This window comes from Streptomyces sp. NPDC102451 (assembly GCF_044765485.1).
Classification (GTDB): domain Bacteria; phylum Actinomycetota; class Actinomycetes; order Streptomycetales; family Streptomycetaceae; genus Streptomyces.
The window spans coordinates 95,787-111,886 of sequence record NZ_JBIWKD010000004.1 but is presented as its reverse complement, the minus strand read 5'-3'; the positions used below and the strand labels follow the sequence as shown (position 1 = coordinate 111,886).

Here is a 16,100-nt window from a genome sequence, read left to right as displayed (position 1 = left end):
GCATTCGCCGGGCTCTTTCTGCGAGAACCGGTGGAGGGTCGTCTGTGGTCACCGGCAAGCTCGGCATCGATTCGTTCAGTCAGCTGTGGGCGTTCTCCCATGCCTCGCGGATCGCGGCCGGAATGCGTCCGCCGGCGGATACTTGGTGACCGTTGGCCCGAGCCCATTCCCGAATGGTCTCGCTGTCGACGGGTGGCCGGGCCGGAGCCTGTGGTGGGGCCCACAGCGTGGGGTCCGAGGGGACGAATGCCGTCGTCGGTTCGAGGACGTCCTTGGGGAACTGGGGCACGGACGTCTCACCGCTCAGTACGGAGACGAGGAACTCGGTGAGGGTCCCGTCGTAGGTGAACCACCGAGGCCCGCGGGCTTCGTTCACGGCGACACGCCAGGCGTCCGGGGCAGTCCGTGGTTCAGTGATCCAGAAGAGGTGCTCTCCGTTGTCGGTGCCGCCCATCGGCAGGAGTTGCCGCGGGTCGTACGGAACAGGGTAGGTGCCTCGGTCGTGGTCCAGCTGCAGCTGCTCGCGGATCCTGGCGGGCATCGGGCCGGTGAGGTCGACCCATTCAGTGACCCCGTCGGGTTGGTAGATGCGCAAGTAGTCGGCGAAGGACCCCGGGCCGTAAGTGGATGCGAGCCGCTTGTAGTCCTCGGGAAGCGGCACACCGAGAACGCTCTCGACCTGGTGCCAGTCGATGGGGCGGCGGTGACTTGCATCCTCTGGTGGCGGGCAGAGTCGGGTCAGGGCGGCGAAGGCGGTCACTGGATTCCTTTGGCGCGTCGTTTCAGCTGATCTGCGTGGTCAAGATTCTCAAACTGCTTGTCTAGGTGGAAACCTCCTGATCCATTGGCCTCCATCTGGATCCACTTCGGGACGGAGTCCTTCTTGTCGTCCGTGTATTCGAGATAGACGCTATAAGTCACGGTCTCGTTGTTGTTGAAGACAGCATCGTAGATCTGCTTCTCGTAGCCCCGCATGTCCGGGCTGTTGGTAGGGGTCTGGGTGATGGTGAAAAGGTTGTCCAGCGTGTCACCGGAACCACCGAGAATATTCGCCAGCATGTGACCTCGGCCCTGGTTGTAGTCGGTACCGTGCAGAAACCCGGGCGGCCTCAGCGATTTGTTGGCCTCTGTCCCTTCCCTGAGCATGTCCCGTGTGATCGTTGCGTTCATCTCGTAGGGCCGGCCGTGCTCGTCGCGGGTGAACCGGACTCGCCCTCCCCACGTCGGGTCGGCCTCGCATCCCGCCAGACCCAGCGGATCGGCAAAGGCGAAGGGGTTGGGGACATAGCCGTAGTGGTTGATGGCAGGCGCGATGCCGAGCGGGTCAGGACTGGTGTAGCGGGCGATGTCAGGGTCGTAGTACCGATTGACGTTGTAGTGGAGCCCGGTTTCCGGATCGAAGTACTGCCCCGGATAGCGCAGGGGGGTGTAGGCGGTGCTGTCACGGTTCCACTGTGTGGCGCCCCAGGCGGTGCTGCGGGCCCTCCAGCCGAGGGATCCGTCGCTGCTCACGAGTTCGCTGGGGCTGCCGGACAGATCGGTGATGACAGCGAAGAACCGCCGGTCGATCTCCCTCTGGGCGCTGTCCGTCTTGGACTCTCGCTGCGCCAGGGGATGCAGTCCTGCGTAATCCCACACCGACGTCACGCCCGCAGCGGTCTGTTCCGCCAGTTGGGACCCGTCCCAGCAGTAGGAGATCGCTTCGATCGTGTGGTCGTCGGCATCCGTGCGCTCTTTGGCTGTCCTGCGTCCGAGAGCATCGTAGAGATAGCGCCAACGGCCGTCCGGAGCGTGGACGTGCGTGAGCCTGTCTTCCGCATCCCAGGTGAAACGCCAGGTGAGGATCTTTCCGCTGAGGGTCGTGGTCCGACGCACGGTGACGCGGCCCTGCGCGTCGTACTGGTAGCGGGCTCGCCCGGCATGCGTGACCTGAGAACCCTGGTATCGGCGTTGGCCGACGGTGTCCTGACCGGGTGCTTCGGTGGGGAGCGCGGTGTGGGTCTGATCACCGGCGGCGTTGTAGGCGTACTGCTCGGTCCATCCCTGCGCGTCGACGGCAGTGATCCGACTCGCCGCGTCAACGGTGTAGGTGCGAAGGCCAGCGTGGCTGTCGTCCACGCTGAGGGGAATGCCGTCGGCTTGGTAGACGAAGGCCCGCTCCAGGGGCTCTGCGCCTGGCGTACTCAAGGACTGGAGAACCATACGGCCGACCGCGTCCCAGCTCTGGCGCAATGCGAGTGTCCCCTGCACGGTGCGAGCGGTTTCTCGTCCCAGTGCGTCCCGTTCGAAGCGGAAGATGTGATCTCCCGCTGTGTAGGTAGCCAGCCCTCCCCGGCCATAGGCGAGGTCGCTGCTGGCTCCTGACGGGGTGCGCCGGTGGGTGCGGCGGCCGAGGACGTCGTAGGTGAAGGAGAGTCTGCGCCCGTTGACGGTCTCGGCGAGTACACGGCCTTCCGCGTCGCGTTCGAGGTCGATACGGGCGTGGGCATTGCTGATCTGTCCTATGTGACCGGTGGCCGCATAGGTGAAGGCGGAGACCCCACCGTCCTCGTGGCGAATCCGGATGACTCTGCCAAGAACATCCCTTTCGTACGCCAGACTCTGCCCTGCGGCATTGGTGCGCCGTATGAGGCGGCCTACCGCGTCGTGCATGTAAGAGACGGTGCGGCCGTCGAAGTCTGTCTCCGCGACGAGTCGGCCCGCTGCGTCGTAGGTGTAGTGCCACTCCATGCCGTGCGCGTTGGTGACAGTGGTGAGGCGCAGTTCCGTGTCATGGGTGAAGCGATAGCCATTTCCGCCGGCGTCCCGGCGGGTCGCGACCCGGTCGAAATGTGTAGGCATGGAGGTGTTGACACGGCCCATGCGGTCCACGTGTTCGATGAGGTTGCCCTCCCCGTCCCAGGCCCACTGCTCGCGTGTGCCGTCGGGCAGTTCCCGCCACACGAGTTTGCTCTCGACCGTCCAGCCTTGGCGGAGGGTGGCGCCCATGGCGTCAGTGACCTCGGTGACCCGGCCGAAGGCATCGCGCGTGCAGAGCATGCTGGCACCGCTGTCGGTCGTCATCCCGACGGGCAGGCCTGCGGTGTCGTTCGTGATCCGGGTCAGGCCGCCAGCCGCATCACGCACCGTGATCAGACCACCGTGGGCGTCGAACTCGTAGTCGGTCCTTGCGCCGATCGCATCCACCGCGGCAACGCAGTTCCCACGATCGTCGTATGCGTACCGCCGTGTGACGCCCCCACGTTCGGTGATCGCGACGGGCTGATTCCTGTCGTTGTACGTCGCAGTGGTGCGGGCACCGTCGGGGGCAACGAGCCCGACGAGGTTGCCCTCCTCGTCCCGTTCGTAGCGGGTGGTACCGCCCAGAGCGTCCGTGCGCGACAACGGGCGGCCGAAGGCATCGAACTCGGAGTACGTCGTGTGCCCGAGGGGGTCGGTCTCGCGGATGACCTGCAGATGCTCGTTGAGATGGAAGACGGTTTCCGAGCCGGTGGAATCGGTGTAGCGGGTGATCCGCTGCTTCGTTGCGCCCTCCACCTCGTAGGTGAAGGAGGACGAGAGGAAGCCCTCGGGTCCGATGGTCCGGTCGACCCGACCGGCGCTGTCATACACGTATTGGTAGGCGGACCCGTTGCGATCGGTCCACGAGGTGATCCGTTTGTCCTGGTCGTAGGTGAACCGCAGGGCACGCCCGGAAGAGTTGGTGACCGTTTCCAGGCATGCGTCGCTGTCGAAGCCGAAGGCCACGACTGGGACAGGGCCCTGTGGACTTTGGAGCGACAGTCCGGTGACGCGCCCGAGCTGTGCGTCAGAGGTGACGAGCACTCGATAGCCGCCCTCGTGCAGCACGGCGGAGGGCAGGCCGTGGTCGTCACGGTGAATCCGTATGGTGTTGCCGCTACGGTCCTCGATCTCCAACAGCCAGTACATGCCGCCGCGGTAGGGACTGCCCAGGAATCTGCGGATCACCCCTGTGCGTGGGTCCGTCACCACGTACGTGGTGTCGCCCATCGCGGTGGTGCCCCCATGCGTGAGCGGCAGCTGCTCCCCCTCGACGGGGTGCGTGCCGACGCCTTCCTCGGGCAGCGCGGAGTAGAGAAGCACCGAACCGTCCTCGCGCGCCCAGGCGGCGCCGTTACCGAGAGGTTCCAAACGCTCGTCCAGGGTCGATGCCCAACTCGCGCCGAAGAAGTGGCCGTATCGATAGTCGGATATGTGGGTGCGTCGGATGGCGAGGGGCAGAACCCCGGGCAGCTCCAGATCCGTCTGTGGCAGCACCATCTGCCCACTGGCGATATCGACGGGATCCGTCTCACAGCGCCGTTTGGACAGGGAGACCGCACTGCCTCGCGGGTTTTCCTGGGCGTTGTGCATCGAAGGCGGGGGTCTACGGCGCCCGCCTCCGTCGTCCACGCGCCGTTCACCTCTGTCGTCGCCCTTGCCGTTGCCCGGGGTGATCTTGTTCAGGCCGTCACGGATGTCGTGGTCGGTGTCCTTGTGCGTCTTGGAACTCTTGGCGATGCGTTCGGGCACCGTCTTGCCCACGTGGTCGCCCATGTCGCTCAGCGCCTTACCGAGCTTGTCCACCACCCCTTCGATCGTGGTGTCGAGTACGGCGGTCAGGGAGTCCTTGCCCTTGGCCCTGCCATGGTGCCCCTTGGCCTTGCCGAGCTTGCCGCCCGTCTTCTCACGCATCGTGATCTGCACACCGGCCAGGTGCATTCCGGCCTTGCTGTGCGCATCGTGGTCGATTACCGGGCCGCCACCCGGACCCGGGCCGCCGGACCCGCCTACCGAGTTGATCTGCAGCGCATCCTTGCCCGCCTGCGCCGTCTCCCCGGTGTTGTAACCGTCCTGCACACCCGCGACGTTCAGCGCCGTCTGGACCGCCAGGTCCGCCACGATGTTCTCGATCGCCGCGACCGCCGGCTCGGTGAGCGTCGCGACGATCTCCTCGACCGCCGCCTCGGCCATCTCCCTCAGGATTCGCTTGAAGGCAATACGGGTCGCTACGATCTTCCCTCCGGCCAGGAGAGTTGAAAGACCAGCCGTCAGTGGTGCAAATGCCAGGGTGATTCCCACCGTCGCGACCAGGTCGGCCAGTTCAGCCACGGCGGCTATCTTCCGGGCCACGATGATGTCCGCGACTCGGTCCAGCGCACCGGCGACGAGCCGCGCCGCCTTCGCCAGGTCCTTGTGCTTGCCCTGCACCTTCGACCAGTGGCCGTCCAGCGCGGTCAGCGACTCGCTCTGCCCGCTCGCCAGCAGCTTCTGGATGTGCTGATACGCCGCGTACGCGTCGTCATCAGCGTCGTCCCCGAACTCCCGCAGCGCATCCGCCATATCGCGGTACGCGTCCTCGTCGACGTTCGGCCAGCCCACGCCGACCACATCGAGCATCGTGTCGACACCCTCAGGAATCGTGTAACCCACGACGCCACATCCCCCGATTGACTGGCCATCAGTTCGAGCATCATATGATTGCCCGCCATGCCCTGCGAGATCGGGAGAGACGGGCAGACCTGGTGCTGGGACGCCGGCCAGGGAGCTATCGCTCCAGGGGCACCACATCGGGCACGACACGGTGGTCGCCCCTGCCCAAGGAGGAGGGCTTCTCCTTGCAAGGCACCTCGCGCACACCCCGAGGGCCCGGCACCCCGACCGCGATGCCCAGTTCCGCTACATCACCGACCAGGCCGGAGAGTTCACCCAGGCCGGCCAACCCGTGATCGGCACCGGGTCGGCACCACTCTCCGGGATGCCGCCCCTGCCCTCGCCGCACTCGACCACGTCATTCCCGCCGGTCCGCTCGCAGCGACCCCCGCCGAGCAACTCCACGCCATTGCCGGACACACCCCGACACCACGCCCCGAGCACTAACTCGCGGAGTAGTTTTCTCGAGAGCTCTCAGGCGGGAAGCGCGGGGAACACGACCACCGAGCCGTCCTTGTCGCGGGCGATCTCGATCGCCACGTCTGCCGCGCGGCTGTTGACCGTGATGCCATCGCCCAGCTGGTGAATCCGGTGAGTCGCGCGCATCAGGCGATCGACTTCACCAGGCGTGAAGACGGGCCGCAAACCGTTCGGGCGGGCCAGCTCCAGCGCCGACAGACGCACCAGGACACCGGCGATGCCCGACTCAAGCTCGTCAAGGCGCTGCTGGTCGCGCCTGAGCGCGCGGGTGAAGCTCTCGAACAGGTTGCCAGGGTCGTTCTGGGCATGCTCGACGGCCTGCAGGACGATGACCCGCCGCTTCAGCGCCAGGGCCAGGGCGGCGAGTTCGAGGTGGGCGCGGAACGTGCCTCCCTGGTCATCGACACCGGGGAACGACTTGGTCAGCACGGCGATCTCGACGGCCTCACCGCCGGGCAGCTTGTCGAGTGCGCTCCGCCACCGGGCAAGGCGGCGATCAGCCCTGCCCAGCGCCGTGTTGATGGCGTGCACCGCCGAGTCCAGTCCCAGCGAGACACCGAGCTTGCCCTGGTCGAGCAGGATGGCGGTGGCTTTGTCGATGGCATCGCGGCAGCCGTCGAGTTCGCTGTGCTCGTCGTCGAGCTTCTCTTCGTGCAGTTGCTCCAGCAGCTCCGTGATGTGTTCGATGGCCTGCTGGCGCTGACGGTCCGCATGCGCGCTCACCCCCACCGCCACGGCCATGAGCACGAGCGGCGCGGCCACGGTGAGCGCCGCGCTGCCGGCGGCGACGCCGGCCGTCGCACCGGCCCCACCGGCTGCGCCCGCCGCCGCTGCCTTGCTGACCGGCACGAAGGTCACACCGGCGGCGATGCGGCCCCCGCCGTCCACGATTGGGCCACGGATACCACCGGCCACCGCCTTCGACACCATCGGGCGAAGGGTGCCCTGGCCGAGCTGGGCGGCGACCTTCGCCGGAACCACCATGCGATACAGGTTCTCGCTGGCAGAGGTCGCCGTAGCCGCCGCGGAGGAGTTCCGCGCTGTCTGCGTGACGAGTTGCGACAGGTGCTGTGCCAGCGGGCTCACGGCGTCGAGCGGGATGCCTCGGCTGCGGTCGAGGTCGTCGGGCAGCGGATGTACCTCAAGTGTGGCGATCGGCTCGTCGGCCAGAGCGGCCAGCACGCTGCGCAGTTCGCCCAGGCGCTCAGCGGTCATCGGCCCGTCTCCGGCCACTGCGGGCACGCGGACGTCACCCGTCGCGAGCGTCCACACCGGAACGGCTGGTGCCTTGCGGTAGTCGATCATCGTCTCCCCCTTGTCCGCCCACAGCCGCCTACGGCTGACGCCCGACCGGAACGGCATGCACCCTCATGTGATCAACGAGCATGGACACGCTGATGATCACCGGTATTTTGCCTGTCCTGTGGCCGTACCAACTCCCCCTGAGGGCAGCCAATCTACGTGATCTGTGAATGTGCAACCGCCCTGCGCATAAACAGCTCGGCCAGGCCAGCGCCTCGGCGAGCGTCGCACCGCGTGAGGCGACGAGGAGCGACGGCAGGGGGCCGCGCGTCGTGAGGTGCTTGCCGAGGTCCGGACCGTCCACGTACTCGGTCGCCAGCCAGGGCTGCTCCGCCTCGGGATCCGCGCCGAGGAAGGCTGCGATGCGCGGACCCCAGACCGTCTTGAGGATCTCGATCTCCTGCGCGAAACGCTGCCGCGACTCGGAGTCCACCACGGTTGGCTTGATCACTTTCACGGCCGCCGGCTCACCGCCCTGCGATTCGCCGAGGAAGACCTGCCCCATACCTCCGTGACCGATCCGCCCGAGCAGCTCGAAGCCGACGAGCTCCGCGGTGTCCTCGGGGCTGAGGGGGGTCGTGTGCACGTTGGTCCCTGGTCCTTGGTCCTTGCAGTCGGCCGATCCGTCGAGCGCCATGGCGGCCTGATCAGGCGGATTGTCCGTATGTCCGCATGGATGCGGTAATCGATCGGCGGAGACGGGTGGGCCTGATTCGCAGGGCTGGTCCGACAGTCGAATTCTCGGGCAGCGGCGTCATGTGTGAACTGGGCCACTTCACGCCGGTGCCGCAGGGCAATCCTCCGTGAAAACCCGACACGGAGCCGAGGCATCGAGGCCATGTGCTAGGCATGTGGGCATGCAAATTTCCGCCCCTCTACCCCATGTAGACCTCACCGATGCGCAATGGGGGCTGCTCGCGGAGCTGGTCACCACTCCCCAGCGCGATCCGGACAGCAGCACGGCCGATGCGGAAGCTGCCGCCGCGCGAGGGATCGATCCCGGGCAGGTTCAGCGTGATGAGCCGCTGCTGAGCTGGCTGAAGTTGATCGAGCGACGAGAAGGCCGGCTGGCCGCCACCGCTCTCGGGGCTGCCGTTCACTACCGGCGCCTGTACGAGTCGTCGGAGCTGCGCCTGAGCGAGGTGGCCCGCCTTGTGGAAGAGCACGAGAGGGTGGCGCCGCAGCTCACCCTGGCCGTTCGGCGGCTTGCTCAGGGAGCCGTCTCGTTCGAGGAGGCCAGGCGAGGGGCGGCGCGGCGTACTGCCTGAGCCTGCCCCTGCTACGTGAGATCGTCAGCCCCGAACAATCCGTCCGTCGGACGGTGCCGCGGCTTGCGGCCGGTCTCCGAATTGAGCAGCACCCCGGCTGCGGTCAGCTCGGCGTGTGTGGCTACCGGGCCGGCGAGGATGTCCGTCAGGAGGTCGGACTGTGCGGGGCCGAGATCGGTGAGGCGGCGGAGCACGGAGAGTAGTTCGATCAGCTCCTTGGTCCACTCCGGCGGCCAGCTCTCGACGTGGATGTCGTCCAGCGGGCTCGTCCGCTTGCTGGTGGGCTTCGCCTTGCGGTAGCCGAACCACTTGTTCACGACCCTCATGCCGCCGACGTGGTAGGCCCAGACCGCTTCGGGCACCGGCGCGAAGGTGCCGTCGCCCACGCGCAGAGTCTGCGTTTCGGCCTCGTAGCTCATGCGCTCCGGAACGCCGCTGCCGATATGGGTGAGGTAGCGAACCTGCCGCTCGTCCCCCGAGGGGAACTCGACCGCCCCGGAGAGCCGGCCTGCATCGGGGGCCGCGTAGCGCTCCCCGTACGTCGAGGCCCAGAGAAGCTCTCTGCCGACAGCCGTGGCTCTGCGCCACAATTCCGGATCACGGGTCAGCGGTAGACGTACCCCGGGGGTGAGCAGGTCCTCGGCGAAGCGTTCGGTGAACGCGCTGTGGCCGGTCACAGCGACGGTGTACGCGGCCAGATCCATCACTGTCACCGGCTCCCCACCCATCGCGTGGGTCATGTGGGTCAGGAGTCCCTCCGCGACGTTGGGGGAGCCGTCGGGGTGGAGGACGGGCAGAACGCGGCCGCCACGGCCGTTGAAGTGGTGCGTGTCAGGTAGGAGATGGGTGGCTACGACGGCCGGGCCCGAATCGATCTCGTGCGACGACTGCTGGTTGAGGAAGAGCTGGTCGGGTTGAAGCGCGGCCCAGAGGTCGGGGCGCGGGTAGTCAAGAACGCGGTTGTCCGAGATGAGCCACTGTCTGTCGAAGCTGCGCAGCGCCGTGCGGACCAACTGCGGTTGCAGTTTGGTTTCGTGTTCGATCGCGCGTGACGGGTGGGGCCGGCCCGGAAGCGGCTCTTTTTTGCTGGTCAACGTACGGTCGCGGGTGGCTTTGAAGAGATCAGTCTTCGCCGCTGGATCGTTCTCGCGCACCAGTCGCGCCCACCGACGCCGCAGGGTTTCAGTCGATGGGCTGCTGACCCAGGACCGGTTCGACTTGACGCCGGGACTGCCCCACAGGAACACACTGTCCAGCGCCGGAAACTCCTCCCAACCCGACTGGGTGGCAGGGGTGAAAGGCCGAACGCCATCGGCGTGCGTGTCCTTCCATCCTCCGTCGTCCAACTCGACTCCGCACAACTGATGGAACTTCTCGTCGCGTCTGCCCGGCACCGAGCGGTAGTGCACGCGAGCCGTGCGGCGCTCGCCACCTTCAACCGTCGCCTTGCGGACGAAGATGCAGATGGCCAGCGGCTGCGCTACCCCCGGAAACACTCGTGTAGCGACATCCGCTCGCTGTCCCTCCGGGGAGAGGTTGATGATCCAGCCCTCATCGCACGTCCGGCGCAGGTACTCCCGCATCCCACGTCCGCCGGGGCCGGTCGTCCAGCCGGACGGGCTGATGAAGCAGACCACTCCGTGGCGGTCGGCCTCGTGCGCGTCGAACACCTTCCAGCCGGCCCAGCGCCAGAAGTAGACGTACATGTTCTTGAGTACGTGCTCGTACCGGCCGTTGCCGGGGAGCCGGAAATCGTCGAGCGGCGGCGGCTCCTGGCTGCCGCTTCGCTTCTCGACCCAACCGCCGCGGTTCTCCGCTTTGTCGTCGTACGGCGGGTTCCCGATCACCACGTTCACCGGGGTGTTCGCCTTGATGCGATTGGCCCGCCGTCGGGAAGCGGACAGTGCGTCGTGCGAGTACAGGTACTCCTCCTCGACGAAAGGGTTGTCGAGGGTGTCGGTGACGAAGAGGTTCAGCCCGCCTTCGGGGACCGGCGTCCGGTGACGCTTCAGCAGGTCCGAGGTGCGGAGCTCGGCCACGGCGTAGGGGCCCATCTGTACCTCGAAGCCGTAGAGGCGTGTGGCCAACCGTGCGATGGCGTCCGGAGCCATCGCCGGGCCGTAACGGTCGGCTGCCTGCTCCGCCACCCGCTCGATGATCGTGTGCAGATACGTGCCTGTTCCCATGGCTGGGTCCACGATGCGTACGTCGTCATCACCGAAGCCAGTTGGCCGACCCAGGCGGGTGCGCAGCACGTCCTCGGTGAGCCGGACCATCTCCTCCACGACCTGGTGTGGCGTGTAGTAGGAGCCGCTCTTCTGGCGCAGCGCGGGGTCATAGACCGTAAGAAAGTGCTCGTACAGGTGGAGGTAGGCATCCCGGTTGCCGGCCCGGATGGCAGGCCAGTCCACGCCCGTGATCGTGCGCTGGAGCAGTTCGAGCGTCACCCGGAAGCGGTCGTTGACGTTGTCCGTGAGCAGTTGTAATGCCCTGCCCATCAGGGCGTGATCAGCGTCGAGACGGCGACCGATGTCGTGGAGACCTGCATCCTCTACCAGGAGGCCCTCGGAGCGCGCGAGTAGGAGTGCGAAGGTCACGGCCTGTGCGTAGCCATCAGCAAACGTGGCGTCGTCGGCGGAGGGGAACAACACCCTGCGCCATTCGTTCTTGAGGCCGGTGAACGGCCTGGAGCGGAGGTCGTCGTCGGCGGCGGAGGACTTGCGCTCGGCTGCCAGCTGTTCCAGTACGGCCGACCGCAGCAGTCTGCAGAGCGGGGCGATGTGCTGCACGAGCCGCGACACGTTGGAGATCGCGGGAGGCTTCCAGTTGAGGAACACCTTGAGCAGCGCGTCGAAGGCGGCCGGGTCGACCGGGGACAGTGTCTTGCCCGCAGTCTTCAGCGCACCGTTGAACCAGACTGTCTCGCCGAGCTGTTGTCCGTCGCGGAACAGCCGCCACTCTGTTCCGTTGGAGTAGAGCACGTTGGGGAGGTTCCGCAGCTTCTCCCACTGCTCTTTGTTCGCCTTCCTGAACGTACTGGGATCCACGGACAGACCGGCCCGCTTGAGCTCGATATAGCCCGTCAGCTCACCGCCCGCCCGTACGGCGTAGTCGGGTCGGACGCCGAGGTCCGGGAGCGAGTACTCGTCGTGCCAGCTGACTTCGTGCTGCTGATGCCGCTCGCCGACAACCTTGAGCAGGGCTTCGAGCGGGCCGCGTATCGATGCCTCCGGGCCGCCCCCGCCGGACAGTTTGATCTTGGATGCCCTGCCGAATTCGGCGACAGCGGCAACAAGCCATCCGTACAGCCCCTCTGACATGTGCCCCCCACGGGTCGAGTCAGCTGCGGTGATCCCCACTACGCATGGTTCGCTGTGGGCGACGGGCTGTCAACGGTGCGTCACGGATGGATGTCAGGCGACAATGCCGGCGGGATGAGCGGGCGTACGTACCGGAGTTCGGGGATCATGGCGCCGCCAGCCTCGAAGGTCTCCTCCGCGCCGTCCGGGCGGAAGCCCGCCCGCTCGTAGAAGCGGCGGGCCCGCGTGTTCTCCTTCAGGACCCAGAGGGACATCCCGGCGAATCCGTCCGCCCGTGCCCGCGTGGTCACCTCGGCCAGCAGCGCGCGTCCGGTGCCCGTGCCGAGGTGGCCGGGGTGCGCGTAGAGCGCGTACAGCTCCGCGCTCTCCGGCCGCGCGTTCCCGTCGCGGCAGGGGCCGTAACAGGCCCAGCCGGTCACCGTGCTGTCCGGGGCCACGGCCACCAGATTCGCCGGTCCGCCCTCCGCCGTCAGGTACGCGCGCCGGCGCTCGGCGTCCCGGCCGGTGTCCATCGCGTCCAGATACGCCTGCGGGATCATCCCCGCGTAGGCGCGCTGCCAGCCGCGCACCCGGATCTCCGCCACAGTGGCACAGTCGTCGAGGGTCATGGCGCGTATGCGCACGCCGGGGGCGTACGCGGGGGTGGGTCGTGTGGTCACGCGGTCCATCCTGGCGTACGCCCCCGGCGCGGGGCCGGGCATTTCTCAGCTGTGGATCAGCCTCGGGAGCCCAGCAGGCCGTGCAGCGTCTTGCCCTTCGTGTTCGCGCCCGCCTTCGTGGCAGGAGCGGCCTCCGGCTCCGGCAGTGCGTCGCAGACCGCGTCCGCGCCGTTGCCGGCCGGGAGGGTGCCGTCGGTGAGGTAGTCCACCAGATGGGCGTCCAGACAGTCGTTGCCGCTCAGCGTGATGCCGTGGTTGCCGCCGCCCTGTTCGACGACGAGGCCGGAGCCCTTGAGCCGGCGGCTCATGGTGACGCCGCCCTCGTAGGGCGTGGCCGCGTCGTCGGTGGCCTGGAAGATCAGTGCGGGCGGGATCCTGTCGTTGGTGACCCGCACGGGCTCCAGCGGCTCCACCGGCCAGGTGGCGCACGGGGCGTTGTACCAGGTGTTGTTCCAGGTCATGAAGGGTGACTTGCGGTGCGCCTGCCAGGTGTCGTTGCGCCAGGTGCTCCAGGTGCGGGGCCATCCGGCGTCGCGGCACTGCACTGCGGCGTAGACCGAGTACCCGTTGTCGCCGCTCCTGTCGACGGCGGCGAAGTCCTCGTACGCGGTGGCGAGCGTCTCCTGGTCCTTGTCGTTCACGTACGCCGCGAACGCCTCGGCGAGGCGCGGCCAGTAGCCGTTGTAGTAGCCGCCCGGCAGGAAGGTGTCCTCCAGCTCGGCCGGGCCGACCTTCCCGGCCGCGGGGTGCTTCTTGACCGCGTCGCGCATCCGGTACCACGCGGCCTCGACCGCGGCCGGGTCCTTGCCGAGCTTGTACGTGGCGTCGTTCTTCGCGACCCACGCGGCGAAGGCCTTGTGGCGGGCGTCGAACGCGTGGTCCTGGCCGAGGTTGTCCTCGTACCAGACGCCGTCCGGGTCGACGACCGAGTCCAGCACCAGACGGCGTACGCGCTCGGGGAACAGCTTGGCGTAGACCGCGCCCAGGTAGGTGCCGTAGGAGTAGCCGAAGTAGTTGATCCGCGGGGCGGCGAGGGCCCGGCGGATGACGTCGAGGTCCTTCGCGGCGCTGACGGTGTCCATGTACGGCAGCAGGTCGCCGTGCTTCTCCCCGCACGCCGCGGCGAAGGCCGCGGCCCGGTTCCGCGCGGTCTTCTCCGCCGCGTACGAGTCCGGCACGGTGTCGGGGCGCACGGGCTCGAAGTACTTCGGTACGCAGTCCAGGGCCGGGGTGCTCTTCCCGACCCCGCGCGGGTCGAACCCGATCACGTCGTACTGCGCGGCGAGCTTCGCGGGCAGTGAGGACGCCACGAAGCCCGCCATGGCGAGCCCGCTGCCGCCGGGGCCGCCGGGGTTGACCAGCAGGGGCCCCTGGGACTTCTTCGCGGTGTGCGGGATCCGGGAGAGGGCGAGGGTGACCTGCCTGCCCGACGGGTTGTCATGGTCGAGCGGCGCGCGGACGGTTGAGCACTGCAGATCCGGATACGACTTCGTCCCGCAGCCGGTCCACCTGAGCGGCGCGGCGGCGCGCGGAGCGGCCGTACCCGTGCTGGCGGACGTGGTGGACGGTGCGGACGCGGTGGACGGTGCGGCGGTCACGAGACCGGCGACCGTGGCGCCGACGGCGACCAGAATTCCTGCACGTTTCGTCATAGGGCCTCCCGGGTCGGGGAACGCGGCTGTGGGTGGCACAGCCCCCGCCGCATGCTTCCCGGATCCGGGACGGGGAGGACACCTGGTGTCGAGAGTTGACCCGTTCGGGCACGGAGACCGGTGCGGTCAGAGCAGGGTCAGCTGGGTGGGGCCTGGCGTGTGACCGTCCGTGAGGCTGGACGGGGTCTCGTGGGCGATGCGGCGGGCACCGCCCCGGTCGGCAGGGCCGATGCCGAACTCGGCCGCCAGTTCGTGGACCCGGCGCGTGATGGACCGCTGGTACCAGGTCGGCGCGTACGCCCCCTCCGCGTACATCTGTTCGTATCGTCGCACCAGGTGCGGATGGTGCTGGGCGAGCCACTGCATGAACCACTCGCGGGCGCCGGGCCGCAGGTGCAGGACCAGCGGGGTGACCGAGGTGGCCCCGGCGGCGGCGATGGCGCGGACCGTGGCGCGCAGCTGGTCGGGATGGTCGCCCAGGAAGGGGATGACCGGGGCCATCAGCACCCCGCAGCCGATCCCGTTGTCCGTCATGGCGCGGACGACGTCGAGGCGGCGCTCGGGGGAGGGGGTGCCCGGCTCGACCGTGCGCCACAGCTCGGGGTCGGTGAACCCGACGGAGACGGAGACGCCGACCTCGGTGACCTCGGCGGCCTGCCGCAGCAGGTCGAGGTCGCGCAGGATCAGCGTGCCCTTCGTGAGGACGGAGAAGGGGTTCGCGTGGTCACGCAGGGCCGAGATGATGCCGGGCATCAGCCTGTACCGGCCCTCGGCCCGCTGGTAGCAGTCGACGTTCGTGCCCATCGCGATGTGCTGGCCGTGCCACTGCCGGGAGGCCAGATGGCGGGTCAGCAGTTCGGCGGCGTTGACCTTGACGACGATCTGGGAGTCGAAGCCGAGGCCGGTGTCCAGGTCCAGATAGCTGTGGGTCTTCCGGGCGAAGCAGTACACGCACGCATGGGTGCAGCCCCGGTACGGGTTCACGGTCCATTCGAACGGCATGCGCGAGGCCCCGGGGACCCGGTTCACGATCGAGCGGGCCCGGATCTCGTGGAACGTGATGCCCTTGAATTCCGGGGTGTCGAAGGTGCGTGTCGTCACCGCGTCCGCAGCGAAGAGGGCGCTGTTCCCCGTCTTTGTCGTGTTTTCTGTCAGATTGTCCCAGCGCATGGACGCCTCCTTGGTAGCACTCCGCAGAGAATAGAACATGTGTTCCCTTGATCGTGCGCGGCGGACCGCGGGCCTCGATTTTGAGGGGCCGTACCCGAGGTGGTTGGCTCACAGCACCCCGTACAACCGAGTGGTGGAGGAGCAGGCATGGCGCAGGTCGAGGCCACGACAGAGCGGATCATCGCGGCGGACGCAGAGACGGTGTTCGATGCGCTGGCCGACTACAAGGAGGTCCGGGGCAAGGTGCTGACCGGGCACTTCAGTGAGTACGAGGTGCGCGAGGGCGGAGACGGCGAAGGCACCCTCGTCCACTGGAAGCTCCAGGCGACGAGCAAGCGGATCCGTGACTGCCTGCTGGAGGTAACCGAGCCTGGGGGCACCTCCCATGCCGGAGGCTATGGGGGAGGCCAGCTGATCGAGAAGGACCGGAACTCCTCGATGGTCACCACCTGGACCGTCACCCCGGCGGGTGAGGGGAAGTCCAAGGCCGTCGTCACGACCGTGTGGAACGGCGCCGGCGGCATCGGCGGGTTCTTCGAGAAGACGTTCGCGCCCAAGGGGCTCGCCCGGATCTACGACGAACTGCTGCAGAACCTCGCCACCGAGGTCGAGAAGTAACCCTGCTCCCCCTGCTGTTGGCGTCGCCGCCGGCCTCACCGGAACGAGTGGTTTTCCGGGGTGGCCGGTTGTGCGCCGTAACGCCTCCCACCGGCGCATAAGCCCTCTGAGTGCGCCCTGCGCACGCCCGGTCGCGTTTGCCCCGCCTTGCCGCCTGATGCGAGAAATGGGCGGCGCAGCTGCGACGAGGGGAGCGTC

The 16,100-nt window shown here is 67.7% G+C and carries 11 protein-coding genes; 3 read left to right on the top strand and 8 right to left on the bottom strand.

Features of this window, described 5'->3' with window-relative positions; all coding sequences use genetic code 11:
• Positions 1–79: 79 nt before the first annotated feature.
• Both ACIRD8_RS10835 and ACIRD8_RS10830 read right to left on the bottom strand, forming a co-directional pair.
• On the bottom strand, positions 80–760 hold the full coding sequence (locus ACIRD8_RS10835; protein ID WP_403988896.1) for a histone-like nucleoid-structuring protein Lsr2: 681 nt from the start codon (positions 758–760) through the stop codon (positions 80–82).
• The gene (locus ACIRD8_RS10830; protein ID WP_403988894.1) at positions 757–5,433 is read right to left on the bottom strand and encodes an RHS repeat-associated core domain-containing protein; all 4,677 of its coding nucleotides are present in this window, start codon (positions 5,431–5,433) and stop codon (positions 757–759) included. Before ACIRD8_RS10830 ends, ACIRD8_RS10835 begins: the two co-directional genes overlap by 4 nt.
• 16 nt (positions 5,434–5,449) lie before the next feature.
• Here ACIRD8_RS10830 and ACIRD8_RS10825 point away from each other — a divergent pair, with 16 nt between their 5' ends.
• Positions 5,450–6,019, top strand: coding sequence for a hypothetical protein (locus ACIRD8_RS10825; RefSeq protein ID WP_403989648.1), 570 nt, complete (start codon positions 5,450–5,452; stop codon positions 6,017–6,019).
• Here ACIRD8_RS10825 and ACIRD8_RS10820 read toward each other — a convergent pair.
• Positions 5,908–7,218 (bottom strand): hypothetical protein, encoded by a 1,311-nt coding sequence (locus ACIRD8_RS10820; RefSeq protein WP_403988892.1) that lies wholly within the window; start codon positions 7,216–7,218, stop codon positions 5,908–5,910. The two genes, ACIRD8_RS10825 and ACIRD8_RS10820, sit on opposite strands and share 112 nt — an antisense overlap.
• Positions 7,219–7,246: 28 nt before the next feature.
• Positions 7,247–7,801, bottom strand: coding sequence for a protein kinase (locus tag ACIRD8_RS10815; RefSeq protein WP_403988890.1), 555 nt, complete (start codon positions 7,799–7,801; stop codon positions 7,247–7,249).
• A 271-nt stretch (positions 7,802–8,072) separates the two neighbouring features.
• Here ACIRD8_RS10815 and ACIRD8_RS10810 point away from each other — a divergent pair, with 271 nt between their 5' ends.
• On the top strand, positions 8,073–8,483 hold the full coding sequence (locus ACIRD8_RS10810; protein WP_403988888.1) for a hypothetical protein: 411 nt from the start codon (positions 8,073–8,075) through the stop codon (positions 8,481–8,483).
• An 11-nt stretch (positions 8,484–8,494) separates the two neighbouring features.
• On the opposite strand, the gene ACIRD8_RS10805 is transcribed toward ACIRD8_RS10810, so the two are convergent.
• The 4 genes from ACIRD8_RS10805 to ACIRD8_RS10790 form a co-directional block, all read right to left on the bottom strand.
• On the bottom strand, positions 8,495–11,803 hold the full coding sequence (locus tag ACIRD8_RS10805) for a type ISP restriction/modification enzyme (RefSeq protein WP_403988886.1): 3,309 nt from the start codon (positions 11,801–11,803) through the stop codon (positions 8,495–8,497).
• A gap of 80 nt (positions 11,804–11,883) precedes the next feature.
• Positions 11,884–12,471, bottom strand: a complete 588-nt coding sequence (locus ACIRD8_RS10800; RefSeq protein WP_403989646.1) for a GNAT family N-acetyltransferase — start codon at positions 12,469–12,471, stop codon at positions 11,884–11,886.
• Positions 12,472–12,518: 47 nt separating this feature from the next.
• The gene (locus ACIRD8_RS10795; RefSeq protein WP_403988884.1) at positions 12,519–14,114 is read right to left on the bottom strand and encodes an alpha/beta hydrolase; all 1,596 of its coding nucleotides are present in this window, start codon (positions 14,112–14,114) and stop codon (positions 12,519–12,521) included.
• 126 nt (positions 14,115–14,240) lie between these two features.
• Positions 14,241–15,284, bottom strand: coding sequence for an Rv2578c family radical SAM protein (locus ACIRD8_RS10790; protein WP_403988882.1), 1,044 nt, complete (start codon positions 15,282–15,284; stop codon positions 14,241–14,243).
• 147 nt (positions 15,285–15,431) lie between these two features.
• Between ACIRD8_RS10790 and ACIRD8_RS10785 the strand changes: the two genes are divergently transcribed.
• Positions 15,432–15,902, top strand: coding sequence for an SRPBCC family protein (locus ACIRD8_RS10785; protein ID WP_403988880.1), 471 nt, complete (start codon positions 15,432–15,434; stop codon positions 15,900–15,902).
• Positions 15,903–16,100 lie beyond the last annotated feature (198 nt).

Bases quoted from the DNA above. Each gene is read 5' to 3' on its own strand.
- ACIRD8_RS10820 (WP_403988892.1), bottom strand. From the start codon at position 7,218: ATGATCGACTACCGCAAGGCACCAGCCGTTCCGGTGTGGACGCTCGCG.
- ACIRD8_RS10805 (WP_403988886.1), bottom strand. From the start codon at position 11,803: ATGTCAGAGGGGCTGTACGGATGGCTTGTTGCCGCTGTCGCCGAATTC.
- ACIRD8_RS10785 (WP_403988880.1), top strand. From the start codon at position 15,432: ATGGCGCAGGTCGAGGCCACGACAGAGCGGATCATCGCGGCGGACGCA.
- ACIRD8_RS10800 (WP_403989646.1), bottom strand. From the start codon at position 12,471: ATGGACCGCGTGACCACACGACCCACCCCCGCGTACGCCCCCGGCGTG.
- ACIRD8_RS10790 (WP_403988882.1), bottom strand. From the start codon at position 15,284: ATGCGCTGGGACAATCTGACAGAAAACACGACAAAGACGGGGAACAGC.
- ACIRD8_RS10795 (WP_403988884.1), bottom strand. From the start codon at position 14,114: ATGACGAAACGTGCAGGAATTCTGGTCGCCGTCGGCGCCACGGTCGCC.
- ACIRD8_RS10810 (WP_403988888.1), top strand. From the start codon at position 8,073: ATGCAAATTTCCGCCCCTCTACCCCATGTAGACCTCACCGATGCGCAA.